The following is a 17,647-nucleotide window of genomic DNA, read 5'->3' on the forward strand; positions in this document are numbered from 1 at the left end:
CTCAGCGGAAGTCCCTCGATCGATGCGTCACTCCGGTGCGGAGGTCTTCGAACGCGTCAGCGAGGACGTTCACGACCCCCTCGGCTGAGCGCTCGAGAATGCCGCGGATGATCAGAGCAGGAGAATCCCGCGCCACCCGGTGGTAACGACCCCACACACCCGTCGAGCAGATGACGTTGACGAGGCCGTTCTCGTCTTCGAGATTGAGGAACGTGACACCCGCTGCGGTCGCAGGTCTCTGACGGTGGGTCACGAGGCCCGCGACCTCGATGCGCCTGCCCGTCTCGTGGCTCTGGAGATCGGTGGAGGTGAGCACACCCCGCTCGCGCAGGAGTCCGCGGAAGTGTGCCATCGGATGGTCGTCGGTCGAGACGCCGGTCGCCCAGAGATCCGCGGAGAGCTGTTCGTAGCTGGACTGATCGCTGAACAGCGGTGGCTGCACGGAGATCGTCGTGCCGGGAAGGTACCGCGAACGATCCTCAGCGGCTGCCCCTGACAGCCAGATCGCCTCTCTGCGCTGCAGCCCTAGGCACTCGAACGCGCCGGCGGTCGCCAGGGACTCCAGCTGCGCAGCGGTGGCATCGGTGCGCCTCACCAGATCGTTCAGATCGCGGAAAGGGCCGGCGGCCTCGCGCTCGGTGACGATTCTCTCTGCCAGAGGTGTGCCGATGCCGCGCACACCGCTGAGCCCCATGCGCACCGCATATGCGCCATCCCGTCGGTGCGCCGCCGACTCGTCTGGCGTGGACCGGTCGAAGCGCGGCACTCGAGGCTGCACCGGATCGCCACAGGCGTCCAGCCCCGTCGGCATCCGCCGCGGTGCACCCTCGAGGGGTTCGAGGGTCTCGGTGACACCTGAGGCGTGCAGATCGGGTCGGCGCACCTCCACGCCATGCCGTCGCGCATCTGCGGTGAGCGTCGAGGCGGAGTAGAAGCCCATCGGCTGCGACCGGAGCAGCCCGGCGAGGAACGCCGCCGGATAGTGCAGCTTGAGCCAGGAGCTCGCATAGACGAGAAGTGCGAAGGACAACGAGTGCGACTCCGCGAATCCGAAGTTCGAGAACGCCTGGATCTGCGCGTAGATGCGATCCGACTGCTCGGCGGAGAGCCCGCGCCTGGTCATCCCTGTGTAGAGCTTGTCGCGCACCTTCTCGATCTTCTCGAGTCCGCGTTTGGATCCCATGGCGCGTCTGAGCAGATCGGCCTCGTCGGCAGTGCAGTCGCCGATGGCCGTCGCCATCTGGATCAGCTGTTCCTGGAAGATCGGGATGCCCAGCGTCCGCTCGAGGATCGGCTTGAGGTCATCATGCGGATACGGGATATCGAGCACGACAGGCTCTTCTCCACGAGCGGCTCTGGCGCGGTTCTCTTCGTCGAGCGCATCCTTCGCCATCTTGCGGCGGACGAAGGGATGCACGGCTCCGCCCTGGATGGGCCCGGGGCGGATGAGCGCGATCTGGATGGCGAGGTCGTAGAACGCGCGTGGCTGCAGGCGGGGAAGCAGGCCGATCTGTGCGCGGGATTCGACCTGGAACACCCCGATCGAATCAGCGCGGCAGAGCATGTCGTAGACGGCCGGCTCTTCTTTCGGAAGAGTCTCGAGCGTCCACCGCTCACCCGTGGCGTCGTCGATGAGATCGAAGCAGTGCTGGAGCGCTGCCAGCATGCCCAGCCCGAGGAGGTCGAACTTCACCAGCCCCATCCAGGCCGCGTCGTCTTTGTCCCACTGGATCACGGTGCGGTTCTCCATGCGCGCATGCTCGACGGGGACGACCTCGCCGACGGGTCGTGCCGTGAGCACCATGCCACCCGAGTGGATGCCGAGGTGCCGGGGAGCCTTCAGAAGCTCACCTGCGTAGTCGAGCACGTTCGCGGGGATGTCGTGCTCGTCGGCCACCTCGAGTCCGGTGCTCCACCCGTCGACCTGCCTGGACCAGGCGTCCTGCTGCCCCGGGGAGAAGCCGAGAGCCCTCGCCATGTCGCGCACGGCATTCTTCGGACGGTACTGGATGACGTTCGCCACCTGCGCCGCACGCTCTCTTCCGTACTCGCGGTACACCCACTGGATGATCTCCTCCCGACGGTCGGAGTCGAAGTCCACATCGATGTCGGGTTCTTCCTGACGGGTCGTCGCAAGGAACCGCTCGAAGGGCAGTCGGTAGAGGATCGGGTCGACGGCGGTGATGCCGAGCAGATAGCAGACGGCGCTCGCCGCGGCAGAGCCACGCCCCTGACACAGGATGCCGCGACGGCGTGCCTCTGTGACGATGCCGTGCACGATGAGGAAGTAGCCGGGGAAGTCCTTCTCCTCGATCACGTCGAGCTCGCGCCCGATCCTGCGGCGGCCGTCGTCATCGAGGTTCGGATACTTCGTCGGCGCGGCCTCCCACACCAGATGGCGCAGCCAGCTCATGGGGGTATGACCGTCGGGGACCTCCTGCTTCGGCAGGGCCGGTCGTGCTCGACGGAGGGAGAAGGCCGACGCTGCGGCGAGTTCGAGCCCATAGGAGATCGCGCCGGGGTGGCGCCGGAAGCGTGCGGACATCTCCGCACCGCTGCGCAGATGTGCTCCTCCGTGGGTCGGAAGCCAGCCGTCGAGCTCGTCCATGCTGCGCACAGCACGCACTGCGGCGACCGCTTCGGCGAGTGATGCACGTTCGGGGGCGGCGTAGTGCACGTTGTTCGTCGCCACCACCGGCAAACGCATCCGCCTGGCGAGATCGGCGAGAGCGTCGTTGCGACGTGTGTCCTGGGGGTCGCCGTGGTCGAAGAGCTCGACGGCGACGTGATCCTGGCCGAACAGATCGACCAGGCGGCGCAGCGGTGTCTGCGCGTCTCCGGCTTCGAGACCACGCCGGACGCCGCCCTTGCGGCAGCCGGTGAGGATCGTCCAGTGCCCGTCGGCGGAGGCTGCCAGCTCATCGAGGTCGTACACGGGGCGACCCTTCTCGCCCCCGCGCAGGTGGGCAGCCGTCATGGCGCCGGAGAGACGGTGATAGCCCTCCAGGCCGTCGGCGAGCACCAGCAGATGGTCGCCGACGGGATCGGGGGCGCCCCGCTGCGGTGCGTCGAGACCGAGCGAGAGCTCTGCGCCATATACGGTCTGGACGCTCACGTCCATCAGCTCTGCGACCTCGGCGAAGCGGGCCGCCCCGTAGAAACCGTCGTGGTCGGTGAGCGCCAGCGCGGTGAGCCCCAGACGCTCGGCCTCGGCGAGCAGGTCTTCCGGCGAGGAGGCGCCGTCGAGGAAGGAGTACGACGAATGCGCGTGCAGCTCGGCATAGGGAACCGCATCCTCAGGTCGGTTCACCGATGTCGGAGGGTTGCGCTTGCGCTTGGTGCTGACGGGACCGGGATCCGGTCGGCTGCCTGGCGGCATGCCTCCGGTCGGGTAGGGAGATTCCTCGCCGCTGAGAGTGCGCTCCAGTTCGTTCCAGGACAGGGGAGGGTTGTGCCAGCCCATCAGCGGTACCTCCCCTCGGCCCACCAGCGGTCTCCGGTGCAGAAGACGAGCCAGGCGCGATCATGATCGTCGATGATCTGCAGGCGGTGCCCCCTCTTGCCACCGGAGGCTTCCCACCGGCGTTCATGGACGGGCCAGGGGCCAGCCCAGGCCTGGACGTCGTCGCCGTCGATGCGAGCGGGCGCCGCCGACAACGACCCCCGGTCATCGACGAGGACGGTCTCGCCGTCAGGAGCGAGCACTCCGATAGGCCGAGGTGGTCGGAACACCTCGGCGGGAAGGGGATCGGGAAGGCTTCCCGGCCAGGGGTGCCCTGGGTCTCTGGGGGCGACGGCGCGTTCACCCCACGGAGTGAGCACCTGTCGATCGGCGAGCCAGCGCCCGCCGGAAAGAGCGGCGGTGACGACACCCTCGTGCCCGAGCATGGTCTGCACGCGGGAGATGGCATGGTGCAGGCGCTCATCCGTGCCCGACCCGAAGAGTCCGGGCTGGTGGTGGGCGGCATCATCGACCGCCACGGGGACGATCCGCACCAGGGCGATCCCGCCGAACGCGCGAGCCTCATCGATCGGCTCCTTCGCGGACTCCGCCCCCAGCGCCTCGAGCTGCCAGCGCACCCGGTCGACGAGGTCGGCGGCATCGAAGCAGGTCGGGTGCAGCCAGGGGCGGGAGAACACCTTGCCGTCGTCGTCGATCAGGTCGATGCGGACCTCTGTGCAGACCACCGAGGCTTCGCCGAGAGCGAGCATGACCGCATCGGCCGTCTGCCGCACTGCGAAGGCCACCTGATCGGCTCCCGCGAGTGGCGGTTCGAACTCGACGGAGCGCACGAGTTCGGGGTCAGGCGGTCGTGCCACCACGGCGCGGGAATCGGCGCCGGCAGCGAGGGAGTGCAGGCGGGCACCGCGCTCGCCGAAGCGATCGCGCACCTCGATCTCGTCGAGGGCGGCGAAGTCGCCGAGCGTGCGCACGCCGAGCCGGATGAGCAGACCGGTGAGCTGTTCGTCTCGCAGCACCCCCACGGGGAGCGGGGCGAGGAAGTCCTTCGCGAGACCTGCAGGCACGACGGTGCACGGGGGGCTTCCTCTCGCGGCGAGCTCTGCCGTGAAGGGGCCGTCGGCGATACCCACCCGCACCTCGGGGAAGCCTGCCTCGGTGAGGACGTCGATGAGGGCCCGACCTGCCTCAGCCTCGCCGTCGTGGTAGCGAGAGATGCCCCGTGCCCGCACTGCCGCGAGTCCTGGACGCAGCAGGGCGGCGCCGGGGGCGTGCTTCTCGATGAGCTGCAGCACCGGAAGGAACGCTCTCTCGTCGCGGGCGGCGTCGTGCGGCAGCACACGCAGCGACGAGATGTGCCCCTGAGCGACGCGGCGTCGCTGGCCGGCACGCACGCCGTGCTCCCTCGCCGATGCGGTGCAAGCGACGACGGTGTTCGCATGCACCAGAGCTGTCGGCGGGTGAGGCGGTGGCCCGCCCAGGGCGGCGCGCAACGGCCAATCGGGAAACCACAGGACGAGGACCCGCAGCGGAGCAGCGGTCATCCTGCCACCGCCAGACGCGGGTACTCGAGCGGAGCGGCCTCGGCACCGCGCAGGCCGGGCAGAGCTGTCATCTCAGCCAAGGTCTCGACGGCGATGTGCTCGGCGGGCAGCTCTTCGACCGCGCCGTGGGCGCCGGGAAGGCGTACGCGCACGCTCGACGACAGCGGACTGTGCCGCGTTCGGGCCGACACCGTCGCCGTGGAACCTTCGATCAGCCCCCATCCCTCGCCGACGCCGAGCCAGTGCTGGTCGTGCAGCCGGATGGACCCCTCGCTCTGCGGCCAGGCGCCGGACGCTGTCGACTCGGTGACGAGCAGGGTGCTCCCGCGGTCTCGCAGACGTGCGCTCAGTCGTGACACGTCGGCATCGCGTGCTCTGCCTCCCGGCTGCACGGCGATCAGCGGAACCACCTCGGCGAGCGCAGAGGTCACGGCGAGCCAGCGGTCTCCGGGCTCGGGGACGAGGATCAGTCGAGGCAGCTCGATTCCGAACGCCGCTGCGGCTTCGACGCCCAGCGTGGGCATGCCCACGACCGCACACCAGAGGCCCTTGCGCGACGCCGCAGCGAGCAACGCGAGGACGAGGCTGGGCGAGGGGGAGACGGTGTATGTCGTCCCCGTCTGCAGCCCTTCTTCAGGGAGCAGGGAGGCGAAGGCCGGTTCGAGGGGGAGCAGCGGGTGCTCACTGCGTCTGCGCTGCATTCGGCTGATCTCGCGGCGCAGCCGAAGAACCTCTCCGGCGCGGGAGTCGCCAGCCGGAGAGAGCGCGGTCACCGCATCGAGCCCGATCCCCATGAATCCATCCTCGAAGATATGTACTAATAAAGCAACTGGAGTAGATGACGATAGTTCGAACCTCCGACATCGGGACGGAAGGTTATCCACACGGCGTTCTCGTCGGCATCCGCCTTTCTCCTAGCCTTCCGGCATGGATCTCCGCACCGTGGCCGTCGTGACCGTCCATCTGATGCTCTTCGTGATCGCCTGCAGACTCGTCGCCATCGACATTCGCACCCATCGACTGCCGAACCGGATCGTGCTCCCCACCCTCGCGGCACTCGTCGTCCTCGGAGTTGCCGACGCCATCGCCTCCGGTGAGAGCACGGCGATGATCAGGGCCGTATTCGGCATGTTGATCCTCGGCGGCTTCTATGCGGCGCTCCGTCTGCTCAGCCGCGAGGGAATGGGCGGAGGAGACGTCAAGCTCGCCGCCGTCATCGGCCTGATCCTCGGTTGGCACAGCTGGCAGGCGCTCGCCGTGGGAGCAGCATCCGCCTTCCTCCTCGGCGCTCTGTTCTCCGTATCGCTGATGATGCTCCGCAGGGCGGACGGCTCGACGCGCATCGCCTTCGGGCCGTGGATGATCATCGGCGCGCTCCTCGGCATCCTCATGGAGTGAGGTGTCTTGCAGCGCGTCGGCGATAGGGTGAGCACATGGCACTTGCACGGCTTCACGGCGGCCCGCTCGACGGGCAGATCATTCCACTCGGCGATGCGGACGACAAGCTCATCGTCCCTTACAGCGAGACCCAGGTGGTGTACAACCGGCGCGGTGACGAGCAGAACACCGGCGACGCCGACGGTCCCACCGAGATCGACTACTGGTTCGACGAATCCCTCGAGGACATCAGCCCGTCGGATGACTGAGCACCACAACGCTCCGAAGTCCGGGCTCGAACCCTCCAGGGTCATCGAGGTCGAGCGCAAGTACGACGTCGACGACGCCACTCTCCTTCCTGAATGGGTGTGGATTCCCGGAGTGGATGCCGTGTCGTCCGGAGAGGTGCGCGAACTCGACGCACGCTACTTCGACACTGCAGATGCCGGACTCTCCCGCTCAGGGGTGGCTCTTCGTCGGCGCACCGGCGGCCCTGATGCCGGTTGGCATATCAAGGGACCGCGCGAGGGCGACGGCCGCCTCGAGATCGGCTGGCCGCTGGGTGACGACGACGGGATCCCGGATGCGGTGACCGCGACCATCTCGCGATGGGCGACGGGCCCGTTGACGCCCCTCGCTCGGATCGAGAACACCCGAACGGCATATCTGCTGACCGGAGCCACCGGAGTCGTCGCCGAGTTCGTCGATGATCGCGTTCGCGCGACAGACCTCCGACACGACGTGCAGCGTGAATGGCGCGAGTGGGAGTTCGAGCTCGGGCCCGCGGCACCCGCCGACGCGGCAGGGCGAGCAGCCCTGTTCGAGGCCGTGGAGACGGTGATCTTCGCCGTCGGGGGTCGCGATTCGTCATCCGGCTCCAAGCTCGCCCGCGCTCTGGGTTTCTGACCCACGCCGCAAGCCCCTTCCGTGCGGACGCGGGCGCATGCTTGAGTGACAGACATGACCCGCTCCGCCGTACTCCGCTCGCTGCGGACGATCGTTCCCGACACCGTCATCGAGCAGCACGAGGTGCGCGACATCTTCGCCTCGCAGCCCGACGTCGGTCGCCTCGCGCAGCGGATCATCGGAGCGTCCTTCAACGGATCGGGCATCGACACCCGTCACACCGTCATCGCAGAGCTCTCGCCCACGGCGACCACCCACGAGCCGGTCTTCTTCGATCGAGAGTCGGGTCTTCTGCACTCTCCGGGCACCGGGGCACGCAATGACCTCTACATACGCGAGGCGTCCCGTCTCTTCGTCGAGGTGGCGCGCAGCGCCCTGGACGCAGACCCCGACATCGTCGCCGCGGACATCACGCACGTCATCACCGCGTCGTGCACGGGCTTCCACGCACCGGGCCCCGAGTACGAGATCGTGAGGGGGCTGGGCCTCTCCGACAGCGTGCAGCGCTATCACCTCGGGTTCATGGGCTGCTACGCCTCGATGCCTGCGCTTCGTGCCGCGAGTCAGTTCTGCGCGGCCGACCCCGCGGCGGTGGTGCTCGTGGTCAGCGTCGAGCTGTGCACCGTGCACCTTCGCTCGTCGGAGGACCCGGATCTCATCGTGGCCAACTCTCTCTTCGCGGATGGGGCGGCCGCCGGCATCGTCACAGCGCGCGATCTCCCGACTCCGGTGCCTGCCGTGCGTCTCGACGGATTCCACACGGCGATCGCGGCCGAGGGTGAGAAGGACATGGCCTGGACCATCGGCGACCACGGCTTCGAGATGATCCTGTCGACGAAGGTGCCGCAGATCATCGGCGAGACCATCAACGGCGCCATCCGTCCGCTCTACGCCCGCGAGGGCGAGCTCGAGGCCGCGTTCGACGAGGGACGAGTGGGGGAGCGCGTGGAGCACTGGGCGATCCACCCCGGTGGACGCAGCATCCTCGACCGTGTGCAGGAACGACTGCACCTGAGCGACGCGCAGCTGCACCCGGCGCGAGAGACGCTGCGCGAGAACGGCAACATGTCGAGCGCGACGGTGCTCTTCGTCATCAAACGGATCCTCGATGACGGCGCGAGCGAGGGGTCGCGGGTCGCGGCGATGGCCTTCGGGCCGGGACTGACCGCCGAGAGCGCCTTGATGACGGTCACCACCGGCGTCTCGTGAGACACGACCTCTCGACGCGCGCCACCGAGGCGCGCGAGCTCATGGACGATCCGGCTGCCGACATCGGGATGCTCGAGCACACCTACAGACGCTTCCGTCTGGTGAACGCGCTCGTCTCGCGACCAGGGCTGCTGTATCGCCGGGAGATCCGACCGCGTGCCCGTCGTGGTCCCATCCGGATCCTGGACATCGGCGCGGGCGGCGGAGACGTATGCAGGATGATCGCGGCGCGGTTGAGGCGAGCAGGGCTGGATGCCGAGATCACGGCGCTCGACGCCGACGAGCGGGCGATCCGCTGGGCGGGGGATCACGACGACGGAGCCGGCATTCGATATCGCTGCGCCTTCGCCGCAGACCTCGTGGCGGCGGGGGAGAAATACGACGTGGTCTTCTCGAATCACGTGCTGCATCACCTCACCACGGCAGAGCTCGACGGTCTGCTGCGCGACTCCGAAGCGCTCGTCGGCGTCGGCGGCGTCGTGGTGCACCGGGACATCGCCCGCACCCGATTCGCCTATGCGCTGTATGACGCCGCGACGTGGGTCTTCTCGGGCACGCTGTTCCGCGGCTCGTTCATCCGGGAGGACGGCCTCATCAGCATCCGTCGCTCGTACACGCCGACAGAACTCGCCTCCCTCGTGCCGTCCGGATGGACTGTGCGCTTCGGTCTTCCCTCGCGGCTGGAGCTGCGCTGGGACAAGAAGGCCCGACACGCGTGAGCGTGCCGGGCCTTCGATCTGATCCTCGGATCAGAAGTTGATCATGTGACCTGCGAGGCCGTGGAAGCCCTCCTGCAGCGCCTCCGACAGCGTCGGGTGGGTGTGCACGTTGCGAGCCAGCTCGAGAGCCGTGAGGTCCCACTTCTGGGCCAGCGTCAGCTCGGGCAGAAGCTCGGACACGTCCGGACCGATCATGTGGGCGCCGATGAGCTCGAGGTGCTCGGCGTCGGCGATCAGCTTGACGAATCCGAGGGGCTCGCCGAGGCCGTGCGCCTTGCCGTTGGCCATGAACGGGAAGGTCGCGACCTTGATCTCGCGCCCCTCGTCCTTCGCCTGCTGCTCGGTCAGACCGAACGAGGCGACCTGTGGCGAGCAGAACGTCGCACGAGGCATCATGCGGTAGTCGCCGAGCGTCTGGGTCTCTGCTCCGCCGATGGTCTCGGCGGCGACGACGCCCTGAGCCTCGGCCACGTGGGCGAGCTGCAGCTTGGCGGTCACATCGCCGATGGCGTAGATGCCCTCGACGTTGGTGCGCATGTGGTCGTCGATGTCGATCGCGCCGCGCTCGGTGAGCTTGACGCCCGTGGCCTCGAGCCCGAAGCCCTCGATGTTGGGGGCGAAGCCGACCGACATGAGCACCTTGTCGGCCTCGATCGAGCTCTGCTGGCCGTCCTTGCCGGTGTACGACACGGTGACGGACGAGCCGTTGTCGACGACGGACTCGACCTTGGTGGAGGTGAGGATGTCGACGCCGTAGTTCTTGTACTGCTTGGCGATCTCCTTCGACACATCCGCATCCTCATTGGGAAGCGCGCGATCGAGGAACTCGATGATCGTGACCTTGACGCCGTAGTTGGTCATCACATACGCGAATTCCATGCCGATGGCTCCGGCTCCGACGATGACGATTGACTTCGGGAGCTCGCGGCTGAGGATCTGCTCCTCGTAGGTCACGACGTTGTCGCTGAGCTGGACGCCCGGAAGCAGACGAACCTTCGAGCCGGTCGCGATGATCGCGTTGTCGAAGGTGACCTCTTCGGTCGAGCCGTCGGCCTTGGCGACGGAGATCGCCTTCGGGCCGGTGAAGGTGCCGCGACCGTCGTACTCGGTCACCTTGTTCTTCTTCATCAGGAAGTGGATGCCCTTGACGCGGCCGTCGGCGACGACGCGGCTGCGGTCGAACGCCTTGCCGTAGTCGATCGTGAACTCACCCGAGATGCCGAAGAAGTCGGCCTTGTGGTTGAGCGTGTGCGCGAGCTCCGCGTTCTTCAGGAGAGCCTTGGAGGGGATGCAGCCCACGTTGAGGCAGACACCACCCCAGTACTTCTCTTCGATGATGGCGGTGGACAGACCGAGCTGCGCGCTGCGAACCGCAGCGACGTATCCGCCAGGACCTGCACCGAGGATGACGACATCGTAATGTGGCATGCCTTAAGCCTATCGCTCCGAGGGAAGGTCGGAATCGGTGGAAGCCGGGTCGCGGCGCCCGCGGACCACGAGCCAGACGACGATGCCGAGGATCACGAGCACACCGACGATCGCGAGCACCCAGATCAGCGTCGACGAGGCGGATGAGTCGCCGCTCTCGGGGGCGGGAGTGGCGTCGGTGCCGGGGCCTGCTGTCGCGACCGGAGCGGGAGCAGCCGTGGCCGAGGGGGTGGGCTCCGCGGTGGGCTCCGCGGTCGGGGCGGGCTCGGAGCTGTTCGCAACCGTGAAGTCGAACTCTCCCGAGGTCGGGTGGCCGTCACTCGAGACGACCTTCCAGATCACGTGATAGGCACCAGCGGCGGCCTCCGTGGCGAGCTGCTGCGTCACGATCGCCCCCTCGACGGTCGCAGCGCCCTCGATGACCGAATTGCCGGACGGGTCGGTCACGACCACCTCGGTCGCGCCGGTCTCGTCGATGAGCTTCGCGCTGAACGTGAGCGTCAACTCTGCCGGGAGTGTGTCGACCGTGCTGTCGGCCTCGGGCGACGACGCGAGCAGACTGTCGTGCGCTGAGGCGGAGAGAGGCGCGAACAGCACGAGGAACGCGGTCAGAAGGGCGGCGGCGAGTGCGACCGGAGCTGCAGGAAGGCGACGAGCTGTGGTTTTCACATCCCCAGCCTATGAAGTGTCGGTATGCGATGCCTGAGTGTGAAGCGAGCTCCCGCGAGCGGCGTCGGATCAGTTAGTCTGGAGGACTAGGAGGGCATAGTGACAGACAGCCAGAATCGATCGGGCGGAGACGCCGCGATCCACCGTCCCGGCGAGCAGAGGCACGACGTGACGCAGACGTTCGGGCACGATTCGGACCTCTCCTTCGTGCCTTTCGGCGTGGAGCTCACCGATGTGGAGCAGGGCGCCATCGCAGCGCTTCCCTCCGGTTCCGCACTGCTTCTCGTGCGCTCCGGCGCTCTCGCGGGGGCCCGCTACCTGCTCGACACCGACGTGACGACCGTGGGCCGCCACCCCGAAGCCGACATCTTCTTCGACGACGTGACCGTCTCGCGCCGACATGCAGAGGTGACTCGCAACGGCTCGACGTTCGAGATCATCGACCAGCGCTCACTCAACGGCACGTACGTCAACGGCGAGCGCGTCGACCGCAGCGCGCTGGTCGACGGCACCGAGCTTCGCGTCGGCAAGTTCCGGTTGAACTTCTTCGCCTCTCCCGTCGATCGCGTCGCGGCGATCGACTGATGGCGGCTTCTCCCGCCCGCGAACGCTCGGCGTCCGCGGGCCTTCTGAGCATCGGTCAGGTGCTTGCTCGGCTCACGCCGGAGTTTCCCGAGCTCACTTCCAGCAAGCTCCGCTTTCTCGAAGTGCAGGGGATCGTCAGCCCATCGCGCACCGAATCGGGCTATCGCAAGTTCTCGCAGGCAGACATCGAGCGACTTCGCCTCGGTCTCACGCTGCAGCGCGACCACTACCTCCCTCTCAGCATCATCCGAGAGCAGCTCGACGATGCCGAGGCGAACGGCGACTCTGCCGCCCTCGCGCCGCCGCCGTCGATCACGCCGACGCCTCGTCGATACCGCCGCGGTGAGCTGCTGTCGGCGGCCGGGGCCGGCCCGCAGCTTCTCAACGATGCGATCAGCACCGGTGTCATCGTCGCTCAGGAGAGTTACCCCGAGTCGACCGTCACCCTGCTGCGCGGTCTGGTCGCGCTCGACCGTCATGGCATCGAACCGCGCCACCTGCGGTCGCTGAGGCAGGGTGCCGAGCGCGAGGTCGCGCTGATCGAGTCCGCCATGTCGTCGCTGCTCCGTCGCACAGACGCCGCCTCGCGTGCGAAGGCGAGCGACATGGCTCCCAACCTCGCCGCGAAGATCGACGAAGTGCGCTCGCTCTTCGTCAAGGACGCACTCACCAGGTTGCTTTCGTAACGAACTGATTGCGACACACCTTCGGTGTGCCACGGATGTCATTGCCGGTGCCGGAGGGCTGCTCTAGCGTGGAGGTAACAGCTCCAGGGAGGATTTCAAATGAATGCGGACGAGCGTGCAGGCGACCCGCGGTTCGTGCCAGAACTCCTCTTCACCGACGGCCTGCCGGCCATGGACGACGAGGTCGGCTACCGCGGTGCGGTGGCAGCGCGTGCAGCGGGCATCACCTACCGTCAGCTGGATTACTGGGCACGCACCGAGCTCGTGGAGCCCACGGTGCGAGGCGCCAGCGGGTCGGGGTCGCAGCGTCTCTACGGCTTCCGCGACATCCTCGTGCTCAAGCTCGTGAAGAGCCTGCTCGACACCGGCATCTCTCTGCAGCAGATCCGCACGGCGGTCGAAGAACTCCGCCGCGCGGGCATCCGCGATCTCGCAGGAACGACCCTGATGAGCGACGGCGCGTCGGTCTACCTGTGCACCTCGAACGACGAGGTCATCGACCTGGTCAGCCGCGGCCAGGGCGTGTTCGGCATCGCCGTGGGCAAGGTGCTGCGCGAGGTCGAGTCGACCCTCGTCGAGTTCGACGCGACGTCACCCGACCCTGTCGACGAGCTGTCGGCACGCCGCACCAAACGTTCCGCCTGACCGACTGCGACCTGAGTCGCCCCACACGAAGAAACGGCCACCCTCGAGAGAGGATGGCCGTTCTGCTGTCTGCGGTGGGTCAGGCCTGCGGGCCGGAATCCGCGACCTGGATGCGCCCGGTGCGGATGATCCGATCGAGGAGCTGGTCGAAGTCAGAAGCGAGTTCCTGAGCCGAGTCGCCGGGCCAGATGTGCAGCGGCTTGGCCGCACCCTGGGCCTGCTGCAGCGACGTGCGCTCCGGAAGCTGAGGGGAGAGCACGAGGGGGCCGAACATGTCGCGCAGTTCCTTGATGCGGAACTGGTGCTCGATCGACTGGGGGCGCACGCGGTTGACGACGATGCCCAGCGGCTGCAGACGGGGGGAAAGACCGCGACGGATCTCCTCGATCGCGCGCAGCGCGCGGTCGGCTGCGGCGACGGAGAACAGGCCAGGCTCGGTGACGACCATCACGCGGTCACTCGCCGCCCACGCGGTGCGGGTGAGGGCATTCAGCGAGGGAGCGCAGTCGACGAGGACGAGGTCGTAGTCGGCTTCGACGGATGCCAGCGCCTCTTCGAGCTTCCACACGTCGCGCACGCTCGGGTGCGGACCGTCGAAGTTGATCGCGGACGGGCTGCCGATCAGCACGTCGATGGTTCCGGGGTGCACCTTCGCCCAGCCGCTGGAGGTGATCGCCTGACGGACGACCTTCTCCTTCGGGTTGGCCAGGACATCGGCGATGTTGAGCCGACCGGCCACCTGGATATCCATTCCGGTGGACACATCGGACTGAGGGTCGAGGTCGACGACGAGCGTTCGGACACCACGGGCGAAGGCCGCTGAGGCCAGGCCGAGGGTCACGGTCGTCTTGCCGACGCCTCCCTTGAGAGAGCTGACGCTGAGTACGTGCACGAACACCACGTTACCTTCCCCTAGGCTGGGTGCACACTCAGCCCCGCCCCATGCGCGCCGATTAGAAGTGCGCATCGAGCTTCCAGAGGTGTGCATGTTCCAGAAGATCCTTGTGGCGAACCGCGGCGAGATCGCGATCCGTGCCTTCCGTGCGGCATTCGAAGTCGGGGCGAGAACAGTCGCCGTCTTCCCGCATGAGGACCGCGGCTCCGTCCACCGGCTCAAGGCCGATGAGGCATACGAGATCGGCGAGCGGGGTCATCCGGTCCGCGCATACCTGAACGTGGACGAGATCATCCGCGTCGCGAAGGATGCGGGAGCAGACGCGATCTACCCCGGCTACGGGTTCCTGTCGGAGAATCCCGAGCTGGCCGAGAAGGCTGCGGCGAACGGCATCGTCTTCATCGGGCCGCCCTCGAAGGTGCTCGAGATGGCGGGCAACAAGGTCGAGGCCAAACGCCACGCGATCGAGGCCGGGGTTCCCGTGCTCCGTTCGACCGAGGCATCCGATGACGTCGACGCGCTCGTGGCCCAGGCTGAGGACATCGGCTTCCCGCTGTTCGCCAAGGCCGTCGCCGGCGGTGGCGGCCGTGGCATGCGCCGGGTCGAGTCGGCGGCGGAGCTCGCGCCGGCACTCGCAGAGGCGATGCGCGAAGCGGAGAGCGCGTTCGGCGACCCGCGGATGTTCCTGGAGCAGGCGGTGCTGCGTCCTCGGCACATCGAGGTGCAGATCCTCGCGGACAAGACCGGCGAGACCGTCCACCTCTTCGAACGCGACTGCTCGGTGCAGCGCCGTCATCAGAAGGTCGTCGAGATCGCACCGGCCCCGAATCTCGACGACGGCATCCGCACCGCGCTGCACGGGTACGCGGTCGCGTTCGCGCGATCGATCGGATACGAGAACGCGGGAACGGTCGAGTTCCTGCTCGAGACCGCGGGGGAGCGCACCGGCGAGGTCGTCTTCATCGAGATGAACCCGCGCATCCAGGTCGAGCACACCGTCACCGAAGAGGTGACCGACGTCGATCTCGTGCAGAGCCAGATGCGCATCGCCGCCGGCCAGACCCTTGCCGAGCTCGGACTGGAACAGCACAACCTGCAGGTGCGCGGGGCGGCGCTGCAGTGCCGCATCACCACGGAGGACCCGACTCAGGGGTTCCGGCCAGACACGGGCAAGATCACCACCTACCGCTCGCCGGGCGGTGCGGGCATCCGCCTCGACGGCGGAACCGTGCACCAGGGCGCGCAGATCAGTCCGCACTTCGACTCGATGCTCGCCAAGCTGACCTGCCGTGGGCGCGACTACCCGGCGGCGGTGGCGCGCGCCCGGCGGGCGCTGGCTGAGTTCCGCATCCGTGGCGTCTCGACCAACATCCCTTTCCTGCAGGCGCTGCTGGAGGATGACGCGTTCATCGCCGGTGATGTGAGCACGTCGTTCATCGACGAGCGCCCGGATCTTCTCCGTGGCCGCGAGTCGAAGGACCGCGGCACCCGGATCCTGAACTGGCTGGTCGACGTCACGGTCAACAAGCCCCACGGGGCACACCCGGGTTCCCTCGATCCGGCTGCCAAGCTCCCAGCTGTCGACCTCGCCTCGACCCCGGTCGCCGGGTCACGACAGCGCCTGCTGGAGCTGGGCCCGGAAGGCTTCGCCAAGCACCTGCGCGCGCAGAGCGCTCTTGCGATCACCGACACGACCTTCCGCGATGCCCACCAGTCTCTGCTCGCGACGCGCGTGCGCACGAAGGATCTCGTGTCAGCCGCACCGCACATCGCCCGGCTGACACCGGAGCTGCTCTCGGTCGAGGCCTGGGGAGGGGCGACCTATGATGTCGCGCTGCGCTTCCTCGGGGAAGACCCGTGGGAGCGTCTCGACAAGCTGCGGGCGGCGCTTCCGAACGTCGCGATCCAGATGCTTCTGCGCGGACGCAACACGGTGGGCTACACGCCCTACCCGACGGCCGTGACCGAGGCGTTCGTGCGGGAGGCGGCGGCGAGCGGGGTCGACATCTTCCGGATCTTCGATGCGCTCAACGACGTCGAGCAGATGCGGCCGGCGATCGAGGCAGTTCGCAGCACGGGCACCGCGGTCGCTGAGGTGGCACTCTGCTACACCGGTGACCTGCTGAACCCGGCCGAGGATCTCTACACGCTCGAGTACTACCTGAACCTCGCAGACCAGATCGTCGCCGCGGGGGCGCACATCATCGCGATCAAGGACATGGCAGGGCTTCTGCGCCCGGCAGCGGCGGCGAAGCTCGTCGCCGCACTGCGCGAGCGCTTCGATCTGCCGGTGCACCTGCACACGCACGACACCCCGGGCGGCCAGCTCGCCACGCTGCTCGCTGCGAGCGCCGCAGGAGTGGATGCGGTCGACGCGGCATCCGCTCCGCTCTCCGGCACGACCAGCCAGCCGTCTCTCTCATCCCTCGTCGCCGCACTCGCGCACACGGATCGTGACAGCGGCATCTCTCTCGACAGCGTCTCGGACCTCGAGCCGTACTGGGAGGCGGTCCGTCGGATGTACGCGCCGTTCGAGTCCGGACTTCCCGGCCCCACCGGGCGGGTATACCACCACGAGATCCCCGGCGGGCAGCTCTCGAACCTCCGTCAGCAGGCGAAGGCGCTCGGCCTCGCAGACGACTTCGAGCTGATCGAGGACATGTACGCTGCGGCCGATCGAATTCTCGGACGCGTTCCGAAGGTGACGCCGTCGTCCAAGGTGGTCGGCGATCTCGCTCTGCACTTGGCCGCGGTGAAGGCCGATCCTGCTGATTTCGAGGCGAATCCCGAGAAGTACGACGTGCCCGACTCGGTCGTCGGCTTCATGGCGGGCGAACTCGGCGACCTCCCTGGTGGATGGCCCGAGCCTTTCCGCACCAAGGTGCTGACGGGGCGTTCGGTGCGCATCGGCATGACCGAGATCTCCGCCGACGACGAGGCAGCGTTGGCGGGCGACAGCGCGACCCGACGTGCGCGGCTCAATACGCTGCTGTTCCCCGCGCCCATGCGCGAGTTCACCGAGAGGCGAGAACTGTTCGGTGATCTCTCGGTGCTCGACACCGCCGACTACCTCTACGGTCTCGTGCAGGGCCAGGAGCACGTGGTCGAGATCGATCGCGGCGTCCAGCTGTACGTGGGTCTCGAAGCCATCGGAGACGCGGATGACAAGGGCATGCGCACCGTCATGACGACCCTCAACGGTCAGCTGCGGCCGGTGTTCGTGCGCGACAGATCAGTGGCGGTCGACGTGCACGAGATCGAGAAGGCCGACACGTCGGTGCCCGGTCAGGTGGCCGCGCCGTTCTCGGGTGTCGTGACCCTGAAGGCAGAGGTCGGTGACTCGGTGCGCGCGGGCGAGGCGGTCGCATCCATCGAGGCGATGAAGATGGAGGCGGCCATCACCGCGCCCGTCGACGGCGTCGTGGAGCGGCTCGCGATCGGCGCGACGCAGCAGGTCGAGGCCGGAGATCTTTTGGTCGTCATCCGCCCAGCGCACTAATCTTGTGCGGGCGAGGCCGCGTTCG

The 17,647-nt window shown here is 67.7% G+C and carries 15 protein-coding genes; 9 read left to right on the plus strand and 6 right to left on the minus strand.

Annotated elements, in window-relative coordinates:
- Position 1 precedes the first annotated feature (1 nt).
- Genes RQG82_RS11355 through RQG82_RS11365 form a run of 3 tightly spaced genes read right to left on the minus strand, consistent with a single transcriptional unit; the run spans position 2 to position 5,798 of the window.
- A complete protein-coding gene (locus RQG82_RS11355; protein ID WP_311259194.1) occupies positions 2–3,463 on the minus strand; it encodes an error-prone DNA polymerase in 3,462 nt (1,153 codons plus the stop codon).
- Positions 3,463–5,004: a DNA polymerase Y family protein gene (locus RQG82_RS11360; RefSeq protein WP_311259195.1), complete on the minus strand. Its 1,542-nt coding sequence runs from the start codon at positions 5,002–5,004 to the stop codon at positions 3,463–3,465. Before RQG82_RS11360 ends, RQG82_RS11355 begins: the two co-directional genes overlap by 1 nt.
- Positions 5,001–5,798, minus strand: a complete 798-nt coding sequence (locus RQG82_RS11365; RefSeq protein ID WP_311259196.1) for a hypothetical protein — start codon at positions 5,796–5,798, stop codon at positions 5,001–5,003. Before RQG82_RS11365 ends, RQG82_RS11360 begins: the two co-directional genes overlap by 4 nt.
- 133 nt (positions 5,799–5,931) lie before the next feature.
- Between RQG82_RS11365 and RQG82_RS11370 the strand changes: the two genes are divergently transcribed.
- From RQG82_RS11370 to RQG82_RS11390, 5 genes are read left to right on the plus strand one after another with little or no spacing between them, the layout of a single operon-like run.
- Entirely contained in the window at positions 5,932–6,402 is a 471-nt protein-coding gene (locus RQG82_RS11370; RefSeq protein ID WP_311259197.1) for an A24 family peptidase, read from the plus strand.
- A 35-nt stretch (positions 6,403–6,437) separates the two neighbouring features.
- Entirely contained in the window at positions 6,438–6,650 is a 213-nt protein-coding gene (locus RQG82_RS11375; RefSeq protein WP_215174787.1) for a response regulator, read from the plus strand.
- Positions 6,643–7,287, plus strand: a complete 645-nt coding sequence (locus RQG82_RS11380) for a CYTH domain-containing protein (protein WP_311259198.1) — start codon at positions 6,643–6,645, stop codon at positions 7,285–7,287. The genes RQG82_RS11375 and RQG82_RS11380 overlap by 8 nt, the downstream gene beginning before the upstream one ends.
- Positions 7,288–7,341: 54 nt before the next feature.
- Positions 7,342–8,496, plus strand: coding sequence for a type III polyketide synthase (locus RQG82_RS11385; RefSeq protein WP_311259199.1), 1,155 nt, complete (start codon positions 7,342–7,344; stop codon positions 8,494–8,496).
- Positions 8,493–9,215 carry a methyltransferase domain-containing protein gene (locus RQG82_RS11390; RefSeq protein ID WP_311259200.1) on the plus strand — a complete coding sequence of 241 codons (723 nt, stop codon included), beginning with the start codon at positions 8,493–8,495 and terminating at the stop codon, positions 9,213–9,215. The genes RQG82_RS11385 and RQG82_RS11390 overlap by 4 nt, the downstream gene beginning before the upstream one ends.
- Before the next feature lie 30 nt (positions 9,216–9,245).
- Here RQG82_RS11390 and lpdA read toward each other — a convergent pair whose 3' ends face one another.
- Both lpdA and RQG82_RS11400 read right to left on the minus strand, forming a co-directional pair.
- On the minus strand, positions 9,246–10,643 hold the full coding sequence (lpdA, locus tag RQG82_RS11395) for a dihydrolipoyl dehydrogenase (protein ID WP_311259201.1): 1,398 nt from the start codon (positions 10,641–10,643) through the stop codon (positions 9,246–9,248).
- A 9-nt stretch (positions 10,644–10,652) separates the two neighbouring features.
- A complete protein-coding gene (locus RQG82_RS11400) occupies positions 10,653–11,312 on the minus strand; it encodes a copper resistance protein CopC (protein WP_311259202.1) in 660 nt (219 codons plus the stop codon).
- Positions 11,313–11,411: 99 nt separating this feature from the next.
- Here RQG82_RS11400 and RQG82_RS11405 point away from each other — a divergent pair, with 99 nt between their 5' ends.
- The 3 genes from RQG82_RS11405 to RQG82_RS11415 all read left to right on the plus strand — a co-directional run bounded on the left by RQG82_RS11405 (position 11,412) and on the right by RQG82_RS11415 (position 13,228).
- Positions 11,412–11,897: an FHA domain-containing protein gene (locus RQG82_RS11405; protein WP_311259203.1), complete on the plus strand. Its 486-nt coding sequence runs from the start codon at positions 11,412–11,414 to the stop codon at positions 11,895–11,897.
- Positions 11,897–12,583, plus strand: a complete 687-nt coding sequence (locus RQG82_RS11410; RefSeq protein ID WP_311259204.1) for a MerR family transcriptional regulator — start codon at positions 11,897–11,899, stop codon at positions 12,581–12,583. Before RQG82_RS11405 ends, RQG82_RS11410 begins: the two co-directional genes overlap by 1 nt.
- Positions 12,584–12,682: 99 nt before the next feature.
- Positions 12,683–13,228, plus strand: a complete 546-nt coding sequence (locus RQG82_RS11415) for a MerR family transcriptional regulator (protein ID WP_079113096.1) — start codon at positions 12,683–12,685, stop codon at positions 13,226–13,228.
- A 79-nt stretch (positions 13,229–13,307) separates the two neighbouring features.
- Here the strand turns inward: RQG82_RS11415 and RQG82_RS11420 are convergent, their stop codons facing one another.
- A complete protein-coding gene (locus tag RQG82_RS11420) occupies positions 13,308–14,120 on the minus strand; it encodes a ParA family protein (protein ID WP_290161951.1) in 813 nt (270 codons plus the stop codon).
- Positions 14,121–14,214: 94 nt separating this feature from the next.
- On the opposite strand from RQG82_RS11420, the gene RQG82_RS11425 reads away from it, so the two are divergent.
- Complete coding sequence (locus RQG82_RS11425; RefSeq protein ID WP_311259205.1) at positions 14,215–17,622, plus strand: pyruvate carboxylase; 3,408 nt, start codon at positions 14,215–14,217, stop codon at positions 17,620–17,622.
- Positions 17,623–17,647: the final 25 nt, after the last annotated feature.

The sequence above is a fragment of the Microbacterium sp. WCS2018Hpa-9 genome (assembly GCF_031843745.1).
Lineage (GTDB): Bacteria > Actinomycetota > Actinomycetes > Actinomycetales > Microbacteriaceae > Microbacterium.